17 protein-coding genes are annotated in these 18,845 nt (G+C 44.4%); 7 read left to right on the forward strand and 10 right to left on the reverse strand.

Going from position 1 to position 18,845, the window contains the following annotated elements; all coding sequences use genetic code 11:
* Positions 1-35 precede the first annotated feature (35 nt).
* The gene (locus CYQ88_RS05695) at positions 36-1,280 is read left to right on the forward strand and encodes an HD-GYP domain-containing protein (protein ID WP_101840392.1); all 1,245 of its coding nucleotides are present in this window, start codon (positions 36-38) and stop codon (positions 1,278-1,280) included.
* Positions 1,281-1,322: 42 nt separating this feature from the next.
* Here the strand turns inward: CYQ88_RS05695 and yrfG are convergent, their stop codons facing one another.
* Positions 1,323-2,009 (reverse strand): GMP/IMP nucleotidase, encoded by a 687-nt coding sequence (gene yrfG / locus CYQ88_RS05700; protein WP_233188818.1) that lies wholly within the window; start codon positions 2,007-2,009, stop codon positions 1,323-1,325.
* Positions 2,010-2,039: 30 nt separating this feature from the next.
* Between yrfG and nudE the strand changes: the two genes are divergently transcribed.
* Positions 2,040-2,585: an ADP compounds hydrolase NudE gene (nudE, locus tag CYQ88_RS05705; protein WP_101840393.1), complete on the forward strand. Its 546-nt coding sequence runs from the start codon at positions 2,040-2,042 to the stop codon at positions 2,583-2,585.
* Between the two features lie 17 nt (positions 2,586-2,602).
* Here nudE and CYQ88_RS05710 read toward each other — a convergent pair whose 3' ends face one another.
* The 3 genes from CYQ88_RS05710 to CYQ88_RS05720 all read right to left on the reverse strand — a co-directional run bounded on the left by CYQ88_RS05710 (position 2,603) and on the right by CYQ88_RS05720 (position 6,524).
* Complete coding sequence (locus tag CYQ88_RS05710; RefSeq protein ID WP_101840394.1) at positions 2,603-3,826, reverse strand: hypothetical protein; 1,224 nt, start codon at positions 3,824-3,826, stop codon at positions 2,603-2,605.
* A gap of 229 nt (positions 3,827-4,055) precedes the next feature.
* Positions 4,056-5,132, reverse strand: a complete 1,077-nt coding sequence (locus CYQ88_RS05715) for an ankyrin repeat domain-containing protein (RefSeq protein ID WP_158236014.1) — start codon at positions 5,130-5,132, stop codon at positions 4,056-4,058.
* Positions 5,133-5,339: 207 nt separating this feature from the next.
* Positions 5,340-6,524, reverse strand: coding sequence for a pyridoxal phosphate-dependent aminotransferase (locus CYQ88_RS05720; RefSeq protein ID WP_101840396.1), 1,185 nt, complete (start codon positions 6,522-6,524; stop codon positions 5,340-5,342).
* Between the two features lie 249 nt (positions 6,525-6,773).
* On the opposite strand from CYQ88_RS05720, the gene uvrB reads away from it, so the two are divergent.
* The 3 genes from uvrB to CYQ88_RS05735 are packed head-to-tail and all read left to right on the forward strand — an operon-like array spanning position 6,774 to position 10,823.
* Positions 6,774-8,822, forward strand: a complete 2,049-nt coding sequence (uvrB, locus tag CYQ88_RS05725) for an excinuclease ABC subunit UvrB (protein ID WP_101840409.1) — start codon at positions 6,774-6,776, stop codon at positions 8,820-8,822.
* 59 nt (positions 8,823-8,881) lie between these two features.
* Positions 8,882-9,712, forward strand: a complete 831-nt coding sequence (locus tag CYQ88_RS05730) for a nuclear transport factor 2 family protein (RefSeq protein WP_101840397.1) — start codon at positions 8,882-8,884, stop codon at positions 9,710-9,712.
* Positions 9,705-10,823 carry a murein L,D-transpeptidase family protein gene (locus tag CYQ88_RS05735; protein WP_101840398.1) on the forward strand — a complete coding sequence of 373 codons (1,119 nt, stop codon included), beginning with the start codon at positions 9,705-9,707 and terminating at the stop codon, positions 10,821-10,823. Before CYQ88_RS05730 ends, CYQ88_RS05735 begins: the two co-directional genes overlap by 8 nt.
* Positions 10,824-10,843: 20 nt before the next feature.
* Here CYQ88_RS05735 and CYQ88_RS05740 read toward each other — a convergent pair whose 3' ends face one another.
* Genes CYQ88_RS05740 through CYQ88_RS05760 form a run of 5 tightly spaced genes read right to left on the reverse strand, consistent with a single transcriptional unit; the run spans position 10,844 to position 15,868 of the window.
* Positions 10,844-11,722: a M14 family zinc carboxypeptidase gene (locus tag CYQ88_RS05740; protein WP_233188819.1), complete on the reverse strand. Its 879-nt coding sequence runs from the start codon at positions 11,720-11,722 to the stop codon at positions 10,844-10,846.
* A gap of 2 nt (positions 11,723-11,724) precedes the next feature.
* Positions 11,725-12,888, reverse strand: coding sequence for a PilT/PilU family type 4a pilus ATPase (locus tag CYQ88_RS05745; protein WP_101840399.1), 1,164 nt, complete (start codon positions 12,886-12,888; stop codon positions 11,725-11,727).
* Positions 12,889-12,899: 11 nt separating this feature from the next.
* Positions 12,900-13,937, reverse strand: coding sequence for a type IV pilus twitching motility protein PilT (locus tag CYQ88_RS05750; protein ID WP_101840400.1), 1,038 nt, complete (start codon positions 13,935-13,937; stop codon positions 12,900-12,902).
* 12 nt (positions 13,938-13,949) lie between these two features.
* Positions 13,950-14,375, reverse strand: coding sequence for a DNA polymerase III subunit chi (locus CYQ88_RS05755; RefSeq protein ID WP_233188820.1), 426 nt, complete (start codon positions 14,373-14,375; stop codon positions 13,950-13,952).
* A gap of 11 nt (positions 14,376-14,386) precedes the next feature.
* Positions 14,387-15,868 carry a leucyl aminopeptidase gene (locus CYQ88_RS05760; protein WP_101840402.1) on the reverse strand — a complete coding sequence of 494 codons (1,482 nt, stop codon included), beginning with the start codon at positions 15,866-15,868 and terminating at the stop codon, positions 14,387-14,389.
* A gap of 74 nt (positions 15,869-15,942) precedes the next feature.
* Here CYQ88_RS05760 and lptF point away from each other — a divergent pair, with 74 nt between their 5' ends.
* Entirely contained in the window at positions 15,943-17,052 is a 1,110-nt protein-coding gene (lptF, locus tag CYQ88_RS05765) for an LPS export ABC transporter permease LptF (RefSeq protein WP_101840403.1), read from the forward strand.
* Positions 17,049-18,152, forward strand: coding sequence for an LPS export ABC transporter permease LptG (gene lptG / locus CYQ88_RS05770; protein WP_101840404.1), 1,104 nt, complete (start codon positions 17,049-17,051; stop codon positions 18,150-18,152). The genes lptF and lptG overlap by 4 nt, the downstream gene beginning before the upstream one ends.
* A gap of 4 nt (positions 18,153-18,156) precedes the next feature.
* On the opposite strand, the gene CYQ88_RS05775 is transcribed toward lptG, so the two are convergent.
* A partial coding sequence (locus tag CYQ88_RS05775; protein WP_143483767.1) for a glycosyltransferase family 9 protein occupies positions 18,157-18,845 on the reverse strand: 689 nt, incomplete at its 5' end.

Raw genomic sequence — 18,845 nt, forward strand, 5'->3', positions numbered from 1 at the left:
GCTATTGAGTAGCATCGATAAACTTGGGAGCATTAATGTATCAACTCAATTTAAGAGAAGCGACTTTTACCCTTTCAGAAGCTTTGGATTTTGTCGGAATTGACGATACACTGCATGGTAAGCGTGTCGCTTATATGGCTTCAAAGGTTGGAGAGGCTCTTCGCTGGACACCTGATTTGATTGATCACATTATTTTTATTGGAATGCTTCACGATTGCGGAGTGTCTTCATCGAAAGTACATGGGCATTTGATTAATGAATTTGACTGGACGCATGCGCAAGGGCATGCCGAAAGAGGCTACCTCCTTTTAAAGAAGGTTGCCCATTATGAAGCTTGTGCGTTACCGGTTCGGTATCATCATACGCATTGGGATGCGCTCCCCGATGATTTGGATGAGTCAATCGCTATCTATGCCAATTTAATATACCTTGTGGATAGAGTCGATGCGTTACAGGCCACTTCAAAAGCGCCATTAATTGAAAAACGGATCCATATTTTTGGAACGCTCAGGCGGTTACAGGGCGTCAATTTTTCACCAGAGCTGGTTGAAGCTTTTTGTCAGGTGGCAGAAGACGATGCCTTTTGGTATTTTTTAGAAGAGTTTGCTTTAAGAAGTTATTTTCACAGTTGGATTGCCAATGCGCCAACTACTGAATTCAGCTTTGAGCAGGCAAAGCAACTGTCCTATCTGTTTGCGGCGGCAGTCGATGCTAAAAGTCCTTATACGGCAGCCCATTCAATTGGGGTGGCCGAGGTAAGCCGTGTACTATCCAGTCAATTAGGGTTGAGTGAATCAGAGCAGAATGATTTGGAGTTAGCCGGATTGTTCCATGATTTAGGGAAATTAAAGGTGCCTGACGAAATTTTAAATAAACCGGCGGCGATGGATGTGGGGGAACGCATTCAAATGAATCGGCATGGGTTTGATTCCAATATCATTTTGCAACAAATTTCGGGGTTCCAACATATTGCGTTGCTTGCCTCTCAGCACCATGAAACCTTAGATGGCAGCGGCTATCCTTATCACTTATCGGCAGAACAAATTTCGCTGTCAGCCCGTATTTTGGCGGTTGCGGATATTTTTCAGGCATTGGTGCAAAACCGGCCATACCGGAAAGCATTGTCGGCAAAAGAAGCGTTAGCCATTATGAAGCAAATGGTTGAAAATCATAAAATCGACTCGGACGTTGTTGCTGTTTTGGATGAACATTTAGAGGACTGCTTTGAAGCCGCTTTGACCGGATATGATGTTAATAATGTGATTGCCATTTCCAATTAAGCTGATTTTTGTTCAGTTTGTTAGAGTGTTTTTTAAGGAAAGTCAATCAGGGATAATCTCTGAAAAATGTTCAAAATACGGAAATTTGCCAGGATCGATTTTATCCATTTTAGGGCTGACATGAATCGCAGCCAAAGGATAAGCGATGCCAAAGGCCTGTGCAGAGGTGAGCGCTTGTAAATTATCATCAATCAATAGCGTTTTTGTCGGATCAAATGGATATTGATCTTGAATCGCTTGCCACAAGGCAGCCTCTTCTTTAGGAATGCCAAAGTCATGAGAAGAAATCATCTGATCAAAATAGTTCCCAATTTCGGTCATTTCCAATTTAATCGCCAAGCTATCAGGGTGGGCATTGGTTACCATAATCACCTGTTTGTTAAGCTGTTGCAGGCGTTTTAAAAAAGTGATGACATCCGGATGGGCTTGAATGAGGTGTTTGAGTTCTTGCTTGAGTTGAGCAATGGGAAGTTGTAGCTGATCTGTCCAATAGTCCAAACAATACCAATTTAAAGTGCCTTGTTGCGAGTGAATTTTTTCAGTAATAAACTGCTGTGCTTGCTCTAATGATAATTTGTTTTGTTTGGCATAGACACTCGGAACGAACTCCATCCAAAAATGATAGTCAAAATGCAAGTCGAGTAGCGTACCATCCATATCGAGCAAAACGGTATCAATCTTATGCCAAGGGATATTGTGGGCAGTCATCTGGGGCAAATTATCTCGCATTCTTAGGCCTAATTCCGTATGATTTAAACTATGAAAAAAAATCCTACTATCCTCTCAAAAACCGCACTGGCGAAAACAAAGCTCTTTCAGGTGGAAGGGCTCGAACTCTTATTTGAGAATCAAACCCAAGTTCAGTTTGAGCGGTTGGTGAGCTCCCAGCATGGGGCTGTGCTTATTGTACCGATTATCGATGACAGTTTGGTTTTGATTCGCGAATATGCAGCGGGGGTAGAACGTTATGAACTGGGGTTTCCAAAAGGAAAAATTGACCCAGGTGAAACTTGGCGAGAGGCAGCGCTGCGTGAAAGCCAAGAAGAAGTGGGGTTTTTACCAGGCCTGGTCACTTTACTGGATTCGGTGACTTTGGCGGCCAGTTATATGTCTCATCAAACCCATATCATTTTAGCCGAGGATTTGTGCCCCAGTGAGGCAGAAGGTGATGAGCCAGAGCCTTTAGAAGTCATTTATTGGCCATTATCTGATTGGCACCGGTTGATTCAACAACCGGAGTTTAGCGAAGGTCGAGCCTATGCTGCGTTAATGTTAGTGTTAAAGCGATTAGGGCGATTAGATTAGTTAAAAATGCCCCCTAATTAGGGGATGGTGGTTGTGGCCGTCGTTTCAATACATAGCATTTTACTATCCGTGTTAATCTCAAAATAGCCACTGGTGCAGTTTATTCCTTCTTTCATGTGACTATCATCGTTCATAACGGATAAGACATCCCGGTTGAGTTTGGTGTCTTCAGCGAATTCTGCTTGATGATTGGCAGCAAAATAGCGCTTGGCAATTTGGGTGGTACGACTCACAATATGAACCAGTTCAGGGGTTATGATATCAATAATGGCAGTTAGGTTGCCAGCGTGAGTACTCGATTGTTTATACGCCAGTTCAGTGATATGGTCAATAAGCGTCATAGCGGTGGCGCTGAAATCTTTTGTCGTTAAAGCTGGGCGAACGGTTATCGGGATATTGGTGTAAGCTGTATCATTCAAAAATAGAGTGAATGCGGCTGGGTCAACGGCTTTATTAGCGGCCTCTGAAAGTTGTTCCATAATTTTATAGAGTTTATCTTCACTGTCACCATCTCCCTCACCCGAAGTTGCACTGGCAATTAATGTGGTGCCAGTTAAGTCACGAAATGATTGTGTGCTTTGTAGAATGCGCAGAATGGCATATGACGTCATTTGCATTCTTAGTCTGGATATATTGGCTGAAGAAAGCTCAGCATGGTCTTGATCGTAGAGGTCAGCTAAAGGGTCCACGGTCAAATCTGCTTCCGTTAGAACGGTGCCAAATTGATCTGAAAATTGATTGAGTATCGCCACCCACTCGGCCCCAGTAACCCCCTTGTCATGAGTGGCAGTGGTGGCTGGGTTAATGACAGCCGTTTCGCTATTGGCTGTGACGGTCCCTTTTAACTCTAAGGCATAATCCTTGCCATTATGCATTCCCGCTTTGACGGTTAAAATAGGCAAGTCTGTTGTCGGCGTATAGTCTTGAAAAGTGTATTGCCCTGGGTTATCGGTATCTTCGGTAGAATAAGGGTCTGTGCCTTGATCACAGCTGCCATTTTTATTGGTGTCAATACAAAATTGAGCTTCGCTAATGTAAGGGTCCACCGCCGTAATGGTTAAGGACTTGATTTCGGCTGTTGTGTCTCCGGTGGTGGTGCCAGTTTCTGAGGTGTCGGTTGCAGATGTTGTATCAGCAGTGTTGCTCGTTTCAGCTGGCCAAGTTTCCTTATCTGCTTCACAACCGAGTAACAATAGTGCGGTTAAGCTAATAAACAACAAAGCCCCCCTAGATAAACCCATCAATGATTCCCCTTCTGCCTGGATTTTGAGGTCATGGAAAACCTCATCGTAAATGATTACTTCCTTATGGTATCGGCTACAATGTAGAAATCATAACGATTTCTGTCAAGTTTTTTTATTGGTAACGTTGAATATTAAAGCGTATTAGGGGAGATAAAATTGAAAAGCGGCCAACCTTTTAGGCCGCTTAGACAGGAATGGATTCGTCCTTTCACTATCCTGAAAGGGGTTAGGGATGAATTTTTTTAAGTAAGACGTTGTCTTTCTCTTGTCTGAGTCGGTCTTGCACTTTGATAAGCGCATTAATCATGGGTGTGTTCTGATCTTGAATGGCTTGCATTAACGGTGTCCAGTTATTGAAAGTTCCAATGTCAGGATCTGCTTCCGCATTCAATAATGTTACAAAAACCTCTGGGCGATTGTGTTTGACGGCAAGTAGTAATGGCGAACCGACTTTTTTAGCTCGCAGGTTTACGTTCGCGCCATGTTCAATCAAAAGTTGTGCAATATCGGCATAATCTTGTTTTGGTTTGTTCGGATCATTGATCGTGTAGTGAAGTGCTGACAAACCATTGCGATCAGTTTTATTTGGATTAGCGCCAGCCTGGAGTAGCGCTTTCACCATGTCCGTACGGTGATTATAGCTTGCTTGCATCAAAGGTGTTCTGCCATCTGCTCTGGCTATATTGGGGCTCGCCTTGGCGGCCAATAAGGTGTTGAAAACACCGACTCGGTTATTGAGCACGGCTAAATACAAGGGGCTGACACCATCTTTTCGGGTTTGATTCAGGAAAGCCCCTTGTTGAATGAGTAGTTCAGCAATTTCCACATAATTTTGCTCGTTACTTCGAGGGTGATTCATGGTTAAGTGTAGAGCAGTCCAACCTTCAGGCGATGGCGTATTAGGGTTTGCATCGGCTTCTAATAATTGCTTCACCATCTCTGTATTCTGTTTATCCACGGCCTTCATTAATGGTGTCCAACCCTGCTTATCAGCTTTATTAACTGAGGCGCCCTGTTGAATCAAAGCTTTTAGCAATTGTTGGCTATCATAGTCAACTGCCAAAAATACACCCGTATGACCAAAAGCATCTTGCACATCTAACGACTCTCCCCCTTGAATATACGCTAAAGCGGTTTGCGTATCCCCAGTCTTGATGGCACGAAAAAATTGCCGAGCTTCATCACTGATTTGAACGCTTGGCGGGGCTGCTTGGCTGGATTGATTTTTTTTAGAGGGTGTCTGGCTACAAGCAACCAGTGAAAAAACACAACAAGCAAGCGTGATGAATTTAAAAGCGTTCATAGTAACTTTCGGTTCCATAATTAAGTTTGAAAATGAATTTTTTTAGCGCTTGTCTAGAAAAGACGGCTGTTCAGAATGACGCATAAAAAAGCAAAGTATAGAACGATAAGCTGAATAGAGGCTTAAAACTTAGCTTCTTTGGTTTTGAATCTGTCCGTTCTGCCCGTAAAAATAGCCAGGCCTGGCTATTTTAGTGGCTACCGTCAGTTACTTTTGTTGCATAAACTGGTCAATACGATTGAGGGCTTCGACCAAGTTTTCCATGCTGGTGGCGAAGGAAATTCGTAGATGTCCTGCTGCGCCAAAACCAGAGCCAGGAACGGCAGCGACATCAACTGTTTCTAAAATGGCCGTGGCAAGATCAGCATCATTATCAAATCCTTTTATTTTCATGGCGTCTTTGACATCCATAAATGCATAGAAAGCTCCTGCTGCAGGCAAACATTTGAATCCTGGAATCGCATTCACACGTTCAACGACAAATTCATGGCGTTTTTTAAATTGAACAAGCATGGTTTGAATGCAGTCTTGCGGGCCATTCAAAGCTTCTACCGAGGCGGCTTGCGAAATAGAACAAGGGTTTGAGGTGCTTTGGGACTGCACCTTACGCATGGCGGTAATTAAGTCTTTGGGGCCTGCAGCATAACCAATACGCCACCCCGTCATGGAGTAGGCTTTTGATACGCCATTCATAACCACTGTGCGGTCTTTTAAATCGGGACAGACTTCAAGAATATTGGTAAAGGGCGTGTCGCTAAGCAAAATATGCTCATACATATCATCAGAGGCAATCACAATATTTGGGTGGGCGAGTAAAACTTCACCTAGCGCCCGTAATTCGTCTGCGGTATAAACCGCACCAGTTGGATTTGAAGGACTGTTAATCACCACCATTTTGGTTTTAGGCGTAATGGCTGCTTTAAGCTGTTCTGCGGTGATTTTGAACTGTTGCTCAATATCTGCTTCAATGATAATCGGTACACCACCGGCCAAGATCGCCATATCTGGGTAGGAAACCCAGTAGGGCGCGGGGATAATCACTTCGTCCCCATCATTTAATAGCCCTTGGCACAGGTTGAAAAAGCTCTGTTTGCCGCCTGAAGAAACCAAAATTTCATCATTTTGAAAGCTCAAGTGGTTATCCCGTTTGAATTTCTCAATAATGGCAGATTTTAATTCCGGTGTCCCATCGACGGCGGTATAGCGAGTTTGTCCGGAGTTAATCGCTGAAATGCCTGCTGCCTTGATATGGTCTGGAGTATCAAAGTCCGGTTCACCCGCGCCCAGACTGATAATATCTTTACCAGCGCGTTTGAGTTCAGCCGCTTTGGCAGAAATAACGAGGGTTAAGGAAGGTTGGACTCGGTTAACACGATTTGACAGTCTAGACATGGAAGTTGGATCTCATCAATAGTAAATGGCTGTCACCAACGTTAAGCCTAAGTCGCTTAAAAATAAAGCGCTTTAAGGTTTCGTTCAGTGACACGCTCAGGTAAAATATGACAATCATTTTACAACCAAATGGATTTCTTTTTAAGAGAAAATTCAAGGCAATCTTATCAAGATGCCCTAGAACCCTTTTCAATCCGTTTTGGTCTGAAAGAAGTTCGACAAAAGATGAAAAGGATTATTCCCTCGGTTATGGCAAAAGCATTTCAAATCGAATCTCAGTATCAACCTGCAGGTGACCAACCTAACGCCATTGCAGAACTGGTTGAAGGTCTTGAAGATGGCGAAGCGTTTCAGACTTTGTTGGGCGTTACGGGGTCGGGAAAAACCTTTACCATGGCGAATGTCATTGCTCAGGTTCAGCGACCAACAATTATCTTAGCGCATAATAAAACCTTAGCCGCGCAGCTTTATGGCGAAATGAAAAGCTTTTTCCCGCACAATGCGGTTGAATATTTTGTTTCTTATTATGACTACTATCAGCCTGAAGCTTATGTCCCTGCATCGGATACCTATATTTCCAAAGACTCTTCGGTGAATGAGCAGATAGAGCAGTTACGTTTATCGGCTACCAAAGCATTATTGGAAAGGCCAGATGTGGTTTTGATTGCCACTGTGTCTGCGATTTATGGGTTAGGGGATCCGGATCAATATTTAAAAATGATTTTGCAGCTGCGTTTAGGCGATAAGTTGACGCGTCAAATGATTTTAGAAAAGTTGGCCACCATGCAATATACCCGAAATGATTTGCAACTTTGGCGAGGGTGTTTTCGGGTGCGTGGGGATGTGATTGATGTGTTCCCAGCCGAGGCAGAAGAATATGCCGTACGCATTGAGTTATTTGATGACGAAGTCGATGCACTGGCATGGTTTGATCCTCTAACCGGAGAAGTGCTAACACGACCGACTCGGGTAACCGTTTACCCTAAGTCACATTATGTAACCCCGAAAGAACGGGTGCTTGAAACTATAGAACAAATCAAGGTTGAGCTTAAACAGCGCTTAACTGAATTGCGAGATAATCATAAACTGGTTGAGGCGCAGCGTTTGGAAGAGCGGACACGGCTCGATATCGAGATGATGACTGAACTGGGCTATTGCTCGGGGATTGAAAACTATTCTCGCTATTTGTCTGGACGTAATCAGGGCGAGGCCCCGCCAACCCTATTAGATTATCTGCCAGCAAATGCCTTGATGTTTATTGATGAGAGTCACGTTACCATTCCTCAAGTGGGTGGAATGTATAAGGGCGACCGTTCCCGAAAAGAGAATTTGGTGAATTTTGGCTTCCGGTTACCATCTGCGCTAGATAATCGTCCAATGCGTTTTGATGAATTTGAACGAATTTTGCCACAAACCATTTTTGTGTCAGCGACCCCCTCGATCTATGAAGCAGAACACCAGTCTAAAGTGGTAGAGCAGGTGGTGCGCCCGACTGGTTTATTAGATCCTGAAATTGAAGTGCGTCCGGCTTTAACTCAGGTAGACGACTTACTCGGTGAAATCCGTTTAAGAGTGAATGTACAAGAGCGAGTTTTGGTCACAACCTTAACCAAGCGGATGGCAGAAAATTTAACGGAATACTTGGAAGAGCATCAAGTTAGAGTACGCTATTTGCATTCGGATATTGATACGGTTGAGCGGATAGAGATTATTCGCGATTTGCGACTTGGCGAATTTGATGTGTTGGTGGGGATTAACTTATTGCGAGAAGGTTTGGATATTCCAGAAGTGTCATTGGTTGCCATATTAGATGCCGATAAAGAAGGGTTTTTACGTTCTGAACGATCCTTAATTCAAACGATTGGTCGTGCTGCACGAAATGTGGCAGGTAAGGCGATTTTGTATGCTGATAAAGTCACGGTTTCTATGCAAAAAGCCATTGATGAAACCGAACGCAGACGTGCAAAACAAATTGCACACAATCTGGAACAGGGCATTACGCCGCAAAAGTTAAACAAAAAAGTCACCGATATTCTGGATGATTCACCTTATGCCAGTAGGCCAGGTTCTTCTGCGGATCAGTTAAGAGCGGCTGAAGCGGAGGGTGACTATCAACAAGAGTCTGGTCAAGCTGCAAGAAAGCGGATGACCCCTGCTCAGCAGGCGACCCAAATAAAACAGCTCGAAAAACAAATGCTTAAAGCCGCTAAAGATTTAGACTTTGAAAAAGCAGCAGAACTGAGAGATCAATTGAAGTCGCTTAAATCTTCACTGGTTGGGATAGGGGATTTGCGTTAAGATAGCGCTGCCTTGTTAAGGTAACAAAATAGCAAGAATGAATTTCGAAGGTTAGGTGAATGGCAACAATAGGTGAAATGATAAAAATTGGCCAGCAAGCGGTAGTGAGGCTAATGGGGGTGAACTTGATCGCCCTTTTATCGCTGTCAGTTCAGGCAGCTCCAGCACCTACTCAGCAGCAAACCTTGCAAAAAGCAGAGGCTGCTTTACAGCAACAGGACTATCAAACCACTATTGAGATATTAACGCCTTTACATCTGGCAGAACCTGCGAATTTAATTGTTGGTAATAATTTGGCAGTGGCTTATATCCGACAACAACGTTATGAACAAGCCCAACAGGTGCTGGAAACGGTTCTTAATAAAATACCCAAAATTGCAACCTTGCGAAACAATTTACAACAAATCTATGCTTATCAGGCTCAGTTGGCTTATCAAAATGTTTTTAATGCCGATGAAATATCTCAGCCGAAGGGTGAGTGGATACTCTTTGCGAACTATGATATTGATCCGGCTGAAGTGGCGGCTTTAAAGCAGGTCAAGCGTGATATCGCTGAGGTGACGCAACAGCTTGAAACCTGGCGTTCGGCATGGTCTGAGCAAAATTTATCCGTCTACCTTGCCAGTTATCAATCCGATTATTATGATGAAGACTTTCAAAACCGCCAGGCTTGGGAAAAAAATCGGCAATTTAGTGTGAAGGGGCCGCGTTATATTCAGATTCAACTTCAAGATATTTCAGTGGTTCCAATCGCCAAAGAGGTGATACAAGTTCAGTTTTGGCAAGCCTATGAATCGAATCGCTTTAAAGACAGAGTGCGCAAAAAATTACTTTGGCAAAAATCTCCGCAAGGTTGGAAAATTATGAAAGAAGCGGTGATTTATGAGTAGCCATCTTCAGATGCCGATTTGGAAACTGTTAGCCTTTTGGCTTTGTTTTTTGCCGATGCCGTTATTGGCTGCTGACGTTTCGGATGCAGTTGAGACAGAAAAAAAATTGCTGACGGGTTTTCAAGCAATTCAGACCTTTGCATTTGACCAAGGGTTGCAGGATTTTGAAAGTTTGGCACAACAAATTCCAAGTTATCAATTAGCAAAAATGTTGAAGGCTGATTTATATGCCATTAAGGCTGGTCGAATGGACTTGTTACAGCGTTTCCATGCTCAAAACAAGGCGCAATCATTATTGATGGAAGCCAAGGTTCGTTGGCAAGGCCATGCGCACGCAGAATCCAAACGTGGAAACTGGGAAAACCTATTGGCGCAATATGTGTTAAAAACCAGTCAAGAGCCGCATTTATTAATTGTCGATAGTGAGGCGCATCGAATTTATGTTTACCAATCGACTGAAAATGGCTACCAAGAAGTCGCTAATTTTTATGTGACTTTGGGACAGAAAGGGACCGGAAAACGTTTTCGTGGTGATATGAAAACGCCAATCGGGATTTACCGAATTGAGAAGAATTTGGCCGATGAACGTTTGCCGGAGTTGTATGGGGTTGGTGCCTTAACGTTGGATTATCCTAATAGTTGGGATCAGCGTAAAGGGCGTACGGGTTCCGGTATTTGGCTACATGGTACGCCAAGATCGACGTACAGTCGCGCGCCTTTAGCCAGTCGAGGTTGTGTGGTTTTAAATAATTCTGCGATGGAAGTGTTACTGCACCAATATCGATTGCCTCTCTCAACCCCTGTGATTATTACTCAAGGAGCTGATGTTGCGGCTTCGGTACAAGAAACAGGTACAAAATCCGCAGTCTTATCTCAAATTAATCAATGGTTAAGAACCCAACAAACCTATCATGTGGATTGGCAAAAAGTCAGTGTCTATCGCTACCCAGGAGAAGAAGAAGTTTATTATGTAGGCTTCCCAACTGAGGCGGGTCAATGGGTTGAGCAATACTGGCAGAAACAGTCAGATCAACAAGCACCTTGGCATTTGGTCCATGAGTCCGTTCAGCCATCTCATCAAGCAATTCAATTATTGAGCGCATCGCTCTAATTATGGGAAGCCTCTAGAGCTTAATCCGATGCGCCAATCTTGGTTTCTACCCAGGTTTCAATGTCCTTGAGCATATGTTGAATTTCCTGAGTAGAAGGCATCGTCCCCGCTGATCTTAACTCTAACGTTAATACCGGAATATTTAAGTATTCACCCGCATAGCGGCCTAAAGACCCCGGGTAAGTCCCAAGAGCACGGTGACGCAGGTGTCCGATTTTATTGGGCAAGGCATGTTCTGGGCCATCATAATCGAGCAGTCCATAAGGTGCGTGCAGTGAAATAATCGCATCTGGTTGGAAACGTTCAATAAGTTGAACCAACCACTGGGTTTCCGGTTCGCTATTTGCATTATCACCCGGGAAGCGGCGTGGGTTTGCTCCGGTATGGGTTTGCCAGGTTTTTAGTGCCAGTTTTTGCCAATCCGGTGATGGGAAATTGCGATTTAAATCGACGGTATTGGCATTGGTACGGGTTGCTGGAGATTGAAACAGGCCATCCGGATTGGCTAAGGGTAAAAATAGCCAGTGGTAATCGGTTGAGGTTGTGGGCTGCAATAGCGTTCTTAGCCAAATGTAGGTCAGGCTAATGGCGGCATATTCATCACCATGAATACCACCAATAAATAAAATACGCCCTTTTGGCGGTAGCGTGTTGGGCTTGGGAACGACTTCCTTATAGGTGAGTGGCCGTTGTTCAACGCTTTGATGTTTAAAGCTGGCATGGAGCTGTAGAGCCAAACACTCTTGGTGTTTGACGGTGCGCAATTTCTTGGATAAGTCTTCACAAAACTGCTGGGTGATTTCAGAAATAGTAGGCTGCGGTGTTTGTGCATAACTACTAAAAGTCATTGTAAACGTCAGTAAAAAAAGCCAGGCCTGGTGGGTTTTTATCAGTTTCACGCTTAATCTTTCTCTGTTTCGGGTGTCGGTTGCATCGTTAGTTCTGCATCGTTAGCTTGTTCTGATACAAGATTATCTGGCAAAGGGCGTTGACTATTCAGTTTGATATTCAATCGAAGGTCATTTAAGGAGTCCGCATTGCGTAGAGCGTCTTCGTAACGAATAGCTCCGGCTTCGTAAAGTTCAAATAATGCTTGATCAAAAGTTTGCATCCCTTGAGATTGCGATGCTTTCATCAGCGTTTTCATCTCACTGACTTGACCATTGAAGATTAACTCTGACATCCGAGGGGTATTGATAAGCACTTCCACGGCGGCAATCCGTCCACCCCCTTCTTTGGGAAGCAAACGTTGGGAAACAATGGCTTTGAGGTTGAGCGAAAGATCCATCAATAACTGTGCACGTCTTTCTTCTGGGAAAAAATTAATAATTCGGTCTAATGCTTGATTGGTGTTATTAGCATGGAGCGTAGATAGGCATAGATGGCCTGTTTCGGCAAAGGTAACTGCCTGCTCCATGGTTTCGGAAGAACGCACTTCTCCAATCAGGATGACATCTGGGGCTTGGCGTAGGGTATTTTTTAATGCCGTTTCATAGGAGTCAGTATCGACGCCCACCTCTCGTTGAGTGACTATGCAACTGTGGTGCTGGTGAACATATTCAATCGGGTCTTCAATGGTAATAATGTGACCTTGGGTGGAGCGATTGCGATGATCAATTAAACTGGCCAATGAAGTCGATTTCCCCGATCCAGTGCCGCCCACGAATAAAATCAACCCATGTTTTTCTAGTATCAATTCTTTTAATTTTTGTGGTAGGTTCAGTTTCTCAAAATCGGGAATAGTGGCTTCAATACGACGAATAACACAGCCAGCCATGCCTTGTTGAATAAAGGCACTGACACGAAATCGGCTGACATTGGGCAATTGATAGGCAAAATTGGATTCGTTATGTTCAGCAAACTGGCTTTGTTGACTCGGTGTCATCAGCCCTAAAATCAATTGTCGAGCAGCTTCTGCGCTTAAAGGATCCTTGGTTAAGGCTTGAAGCTGACCTTCTTTTTTAATTGAAACGGGCGCATTGGCCGTAATAAAAAGGTCTGATCCTTGTTGTTTCACAAAGGCATTCAATAGGGTATGGAGTTGCTGCTGTAACGCTGAAGACATACCGACACCTCTTAAATAAAGTCCGCTTTATTAGCGGCTTTTTGGCGGGCAGCCTCTTTGGTGATAGTGCGATTATTGACCAATCGCATTAAATCTTGATCAAGGGTTTGCATGCCGATTTTATTGGATGTTTGAATGATTGAGGTCATCTGCGGCACCTTATCCTCGCGAATTAAATTGCGAATGGCAGACGTGCCCAACATGATTTCATGAGCCGCGACTCGACCGCCTCCTTGCTTTCTCAGTAGGGTCTGTGAAATCACGGCTTTCAGTGATTCCGATAACATCGAACGCACCATCGCCTTCTCAGCGGCAGGAAAAACATCAATAATACGATCAATGGTCTTGGCCGCTGAACTAGTGTGTAAGGTGCCGAATACGAGGTGACCCGTTTCAGCTGCGGTCAGAGCTAGGCTTATGGTTTCTAAATCGCGCATTTCGCCGACAAGAATGACGTCAGGATCTTCCCGTAATGCTGAACGCAAGGCTGCACCAAAGCTGCGGGTATCACGGTTCACTTCTCGTTGATTGACCAGAGCGCGTTTGGATTGGTGTACAAATTCAATCGGATCTTCGATCGTCAGAATATGCGCAGATTGGGTTTGGTTGATGTAGTCAACCATGGCCGCCAGCGTAGTCGATTTACCGGAACCGGTAGGGCCGGTTACCAAAACAATGCCTCGCGGGGTGTTTGCTATGTCTTTAAAAATGTCAGGTGCATGAAGGTCTTCAAGTGATAACACTGTACTGGGAATGGTTCTAAAAACCGCACCGATGCCGCGGTTTTGTAAAAATACATTGACGCGAAAGCGTGCCAGTTTTGGGATTTCAAATGAAAAATCAACTTCGGATTCCGCTTCAAATTTTTGGCGCTGTGCATCATTCATTACGTCATACACCAAACCTTGCATGGCTTCCTTGTCAATGGCGGGCATATCAATGCGATGGATCTCACCATCCGTTCTAAGCAAAGGTGGCATCCCCGCTGAAAGGTGTAAGTCAGAAGCCTTTTGTTGCACACTAAAACTTAATAGTTGAGTGATGTCCATTGCATGAAACCCTCACGAAATTTTATGAAGAATTGGTTCAAATCCTAACGATTTGTATTTTTTCCATCGTTCTCGCCCTCGTTGAATCAATTCGGGAGATTGATCCAATACCTCAATCGTTCTTTGATAAACTTGAAACGACTCAGGGAAGTTTGGATGTAAATTGAGTAGCACATCCTGACAAGCCGAGTTGGCTTGGCCTTCCCAGAGTTGTATGGGGGCAGGCAGGCTCTGTGCAACCGAATGCGGTATAAAGGCGTCTGGTTTATATTGCCAAATGGCTTCATCCAGTGCGGCGAGTTCAGAAGACTGTTGGCAAAAAATATCGCATTGACGATTTTGATGCCAAATCTTCTGAACCAGCTTACAGACAAAGTGCAACCGTGAAGCCGAATCTTGTGTTTCTAAAACATAAAAGAGGACGTCAGCAGCTGCCATGGTGCTTGAACTCATTCTTGGCCGAGTAAATAGTCAACCAACGCAGGAACAGGTCGACCCGTAGCGCCTTTGTTTTTGCCACTCACCCAAGCAGTCCCCGCGATATCCAAGTGTGCCCAATGTACAGACTGGGTAAAGCGTGCCAGAAATTGTGCTGCGGTAATGGTGCCAGCAGGGCGACCACCAATGTTGGCCATGTTGGCAAAGTTAGACTTGAGCTGTTCATCATACTCTTCACTTAATGGCATTTGCCAAAAGCGATCATAGGTTTTCAGGCCGGATGCCAAAAGATCATCAATCAACGGTTGGTGGTTACCGAGCACGGCAGACATTTGATGACCTAAAGCGATGATGCAAGCGCCGGTCAGTGTTGCCATGTCAATAATTTTGCAGGGCTTGTAGGTTTGCTGAGCATAGGTTAAGGCATCGCATAAAATCAGGCGGCCTTCTGCATCGGTATTCAGAATTTCAATGGTTTGACCGGATAACGAAGTGACAACATCGCCCGGCTTAATCGCATTACCCGCCGGCATATTTTCAGTTGCAGGAATGACGGCCACCACATTAAGCTTGGGCTTGAGTTGTCCAAGGGCCTTGAAGACGCCTAGTACCGTGGCGGCACCTCCCATGTCATACTTCATTTCGTCCATGGCTTCGCCAGGTTTGATGGAGATACCACCCGTATCAAAAGTTACGCCCTTACCGACTAATGCAATGGGGGCTTCTGTTGGATCTGCACCATGATAAGCAAGGCAAATCATTTTAGGCGGGGTATGAGAGCCTTGCGCAACTGCCATAAAAGCGCCCATGCCCATTTCGATCATCTCTTTGGCGTCAAGAATATTTACGTCAAAACCATATTGTTCTCCCAGTCCAATTGCAGTGTCGGCCAAATAGCTTGGTGTACAGAAGTTACTGGGCATATTGGCCAAGTCTTGCGTCAACGCCATGCCTAATGCGCTGGCCTGTGCCTGCTCAAGGTGTGACTGTAAAGTGTCACTGGCAGCGACATTAAAGGTGATTTGAGTGAGTTTGGAATTTTTTAGCTCCGCTTTATTACGGCTTTCATGTTCATAGTCGTAAAGGCTGCGCTGGATGACTAACGTATTCTGGTAAATGGCCCAGGCCTGGTTGTTTTGGGCGGGAAAAACATCAATTAAAGTATTTAAAACTTGTTGTGCACCGCTGTTGTCTAAGGCTTTAGCAGCCGCATTTAAGCTGTCTAAATAGGTTTTATTAGAGAGGTTTATTGCCGAGCCCATTCCAACCAATAACAGTCGTGTGCAAGGCGCACTAGGGTGTTGTAATAACATTTGTACTTCGGAAGGGTTTGCTGAAAAATCACCTGAGTTGACCAAGTCGGCAATCAAATGCGCTAAGCCGAGTTGCTGACCCAGTTCAGTGGTCTTTCCCTGCTCAAACACGGGTAAAATGAGTGTGTCATAATCCGATAAGGTGTTGGTTTGTTGCAGTTGGAACTGGATTTGTTTCATGCGTTTGCATCCCTTCTTGTATAATGATTGACTTTATCTTAATGTCGTTATTCTAACGCTTTGGTGACTGTTTTTTGCGAATTCTTGACAAATATCTAACCCGAGAACTGTTTGCCACTTTTTTTGCAGTCTTGTCGGTTTTACTGTTGATTACATTTGGTACGGAAGCCACCAAACTCTTGACCATTGCCGTGGAAGGTTCGTTACCATCCAGTATTTTATTTCAGGTACTTCTCACTAAGATTCCTCCCGCTTTAGAAGTCATTTTGCCTTTGGTTGCGTTGTTAAGCGTCATGTTGGCGTTGGGGCGTTTATATCAAGATCAGGAAATGGTAGTGTTGCAAAGCTGTGGCATCGGCATGGGCTATTTTAAAAGACGGGTGTTTTGGTTTTTATTGCCGTTAGCATTATTGACCGCTTGGATTTCCTTGTGGCTAATTCCGTGGAGCTATAGCCAAGAGCGCACTTTGATTGAAGATGCGCAGGTGTCTTCGCCGCTGGCAGCATTAGTACCTGGGAAGTTTAATCCGTTATCGACTGGGGAGGGTGTGTTTTATATGCAGTCTCTGGAAGAGGATGGCACCATGCGATCGGTTTGGGTACGGATGCGTTCAGAGGGAAATGATGTCTTGTTGATGGCGCCGGTCGGTCGTTTCGAGTGGGTAGGAGAACGCTTGGCTTTGGTGTTATATCGTGGGCACAGTTATGAAGGCTTATCCAGTGACCAACCCTTAATTGTGCGATCATTTGAGCGATTTGAAGGCTTTATTCCTGAGCTTCAAACGAAACCTGCAAGAGCGCGCCACTTTGAACGAGAAACGGCTTTACTTTGGCAGTCGAGTGATCCGGCCGATATGGCCCTGTTACAGTGGCGTTTGATTACGCCATTCAGTATTGTGGTATTGGGCATGTTGGGATTAAAAATGAGCCGAACAGGGCCACGAGAAGGACGATTTGCTAAGGTGTTTTTTGCATTGGTGCTCTATGTTATTTATAACCAATTGCTGGTGACGTTTAGAGAAGCGGTCGCAGATGGAAATTTATCGCCTTGGATTGGGTTATGGCCAGTGCCACTTTTGTTTTTAGCTTATGGCCTGCGTCATGCATCTCTCAAACCGGTTTGGTTGCAATGGCCACATATTTCGTTGCCGAAGAAATGGTCATTTAAAGGATCAAATCAATGAACTTGATTGAACGCTATTTAGGCCGCGTGTTGGTTAGCCATACTCTGTTAGTCTTAATGGTGTTATTGATTATTCTCGGTTTTTCTGAGTTTATGATTCAGGTCGGTAAGCTCACTGAAGAGTACACTTTGAATAAAGGGGTGCTTTATACTGTTTTAAAGTTGCCCGTATTTGCGTATGAAATATTTCCAGTTGCCATATTGATTGGAACTTTGATTGGGTTAGGTGGGTTAGCCAATCATGCTGAACTGACCGTGTTACGGGTAACTGGCTGGTCGATTCGTCGTATTTTTATCGGGGTGATGAAGTCGGCATTGTTGCTGTGGCTTATCGTGGCGATTATGGGGGAATGGATTGCCCCTATTAGTGAAGGGTTTGCTAAAAAAATGCGCAGCGAGGCTTTGCACCAAAACTTTTCAATTGGTGCCAGTGATGATTTTTGGATGCGAGATGGTGAAAAAGTCATTCATGTTGGGCAAGTCATCACCGACTCTCAGTTTTATGATGTTTCTATTTATCGAGTGCAAGCAGGCGCCCTGAGTGAATATTGGCAAGCCAAAACGGCGCGTTTTTCAGAAGTAGATCAGCAATGGCGATTGTATGATGTCGTGCATAAGCAATTAAATTGGACCGCGATTGAAGCCCAGAAAGCGCCGATTAATAAGCTGTTAGACTTTAATGAAACCCTTAGCGCATCCTTGCCTGTTGAGTTGCCAGTGACACCGACGCTGATCTCGACATTGAATGTCGAAACGCGCTATATGGGAGTGATTGATTTATGGCAGTATATTCAGTTTTTGGAAGCCAATGCGCTAGATGCAGAACCCTACAAGTTAGCTTTTTGGCGCAAAATGGTGATGCCTTTGATGATGGTTGGCATGATCTCTTTGGTGTTTCCACTCATTTTTGGTTCGCAGCGCCAAGTCAGTATTGGTCAGCGCATTTTTGTCGGTATTATTATTGGCATGAGCTTTAATCTACTGAACCAAATCTTTGGTAATTTGAGTGTGGTTTATCAATTTCCGGCCATTTTTGGCGCGTTTTTACCTTCCTTCGTCTTATTGCTGGTGGCTTGGTGGCTATTAAAGCGGTTGCGCTAACCGCTTAATCTTCTCGTAACTCAATTTCAATTTGTTTATAAACCGTACCAACGGTAATCGCATCCATACACGCTGGTTCAGTGCAAGGTGTCTTGCGGTGATTGGCGGCGCTGACACATGGAGAACAAGCCAGACCGGCAAAAATTGGTGTGCTATTGCCAAGAGAACCATAAAGCTTAGGTGTTTCAGGCCCAAACAACACATAGGTTTTTAAGGGCGTAATTGCCGAAAAATGCCCAGGACCGGAGTCATTGGTGACCATGAGTCTCGACACGGAATACAGAGTGGGCATCTCCAATAACTTGAGCTGACCGGCAAAGTTAATGCATCGCGGGTTAGCAACCTCTAAACGTAAGGCTTCTGCTTCTTCTTTTTCATTGGGCGCACCAGTAATTAAAATTAACGCGTTTTCATAGCGCTGTAACAGTTGTTGCATGAGCTGAATGAAATTGTGTTTGGGCCAGCGTCTTTGGGGCAAGAGGTCACTGGCATTAGGGTTAATGAGCAGTAGCTGATGTTGCGTTTGATCGTAACCGGGATAACAGGCAGTGATTTTTTGATAAATCTCAGTTTTTTCTTCATCGCTGAACGTGACTTGATCGAGCTGGATGGCGTCATCGGTAATCAGCACTTTGGAAAAAGGCACTTCTGGCGTTTCCGCCTTGAGTGCATGAATGAGTGCCATAAAGTTTT

It is taken from the genome of Hydrogenovibrio sp. SC-1 (assembly GCF_002848135.1).
Taxonomy (GTDB): domain Bacteria; phylum Pseudomonadota; class Gammaproteobacteria; order Thiomicrospirales; family Thiomicrospiraceae; genus Hydrogenovibrio.

Bases quoted from the DNA above. Each gene is read 5' to 3' on its own strand.
- CYQ88_RS05695 (WP_101840392.1), top strand. From the start codon at position 36: ATGTATCAACTCAATTTAAGAGAAGCGACTTTTACCCTTTCAGAAGCT.
- yrfG (WP_233188818.1), bottom strand. From the start codon at position 2,009: ATGCGAGATAATTTGCCCCAGATGACTGCCCACAATATCCCTTGGCAT.
- nudE (WP_101840393.1), top strand. From the start codon at position 2,040: ATGAAAAAAAATCCTACTATCCTCTCAAAAACCGCACTGGCGAAAACA.
- CYQ88_RS05710 (WP_101840394.1), bottom strand. From the start codon at position 3,826: ATGGGTTTATCTAGGGGGGCTTTGTTGTTTATTAGCTTAACCGCACTA.
- CYQ88_RS05715 (WP_158236014.1), bottom strand. From the start codon at position 5,132: ATGAACGCTTTTAAATTCATCACGCTTGCTTGTTGTGTTTTTTCACTG.
- CYQ88_RS05720 (WP_101840396.1), bottom strand. From the start codon at position 6,524: ATGTCTAGACTGTCAAATCGTGTTAACCGAGTCCAACCTTCCTTAACC.
- uvrB (WP_101840409.1), top strand. From the start codon at position 6,774: ATGGCAAAAGCATTTCAAATCGAATCTCAGTATCAACCTGCAGGTGAC.
- CYQ88_RS05730 (WP_101840397.1), top strand. From the start codon at position 8,882: ATGGCAACAATAGGTGAAATGATAAAAATTGGCCAGCAAGCGGTAGTG.
- CYQ88_RS05735 (WP_101840398.1), top strand. From the start codon at position 9,705: ATGAGTAGCCATCTTCAGATGCCGATTTGGAAACTGTTAGCCTTTTGG.
- CYQ88_RS05745 (WP_101840399.1), bottom strand. From the start codon at position 12,888: ATGTCTTCAGCGTTACAGCAGCAACTCCATACCCTATTGAATGCCTTT.
- CYQ88_RS05750 (WP_101840400.1), bottom strand. From the start codon at position 13,937: ATGGACATCACTCAACTATTAAGTTTTAGTGTGCAACAAAAGGCTTCT.
- CYQ88_RS05755 (WP_233188820.1), bottom strand. From the start codon at position 14,375: ATGGCAGCTGCTGACGTCCTCTTTTATGTTTTAGAAACACAAGATTCG.
- CYQ88_RS05760 (WP_101840402.1), bottom strand. From the start codon at position 15,868: ATGAAACAAATCCAGTTCCAACTGCAACAAACCAACACCTTATCGGAT.
- lptG (WP_101840404.1), top strand. From the start codon at position 17,049: ATGAACTTGATTGAACGCTATTTAGGCCGCGTGTTGGTTAGCCATACT.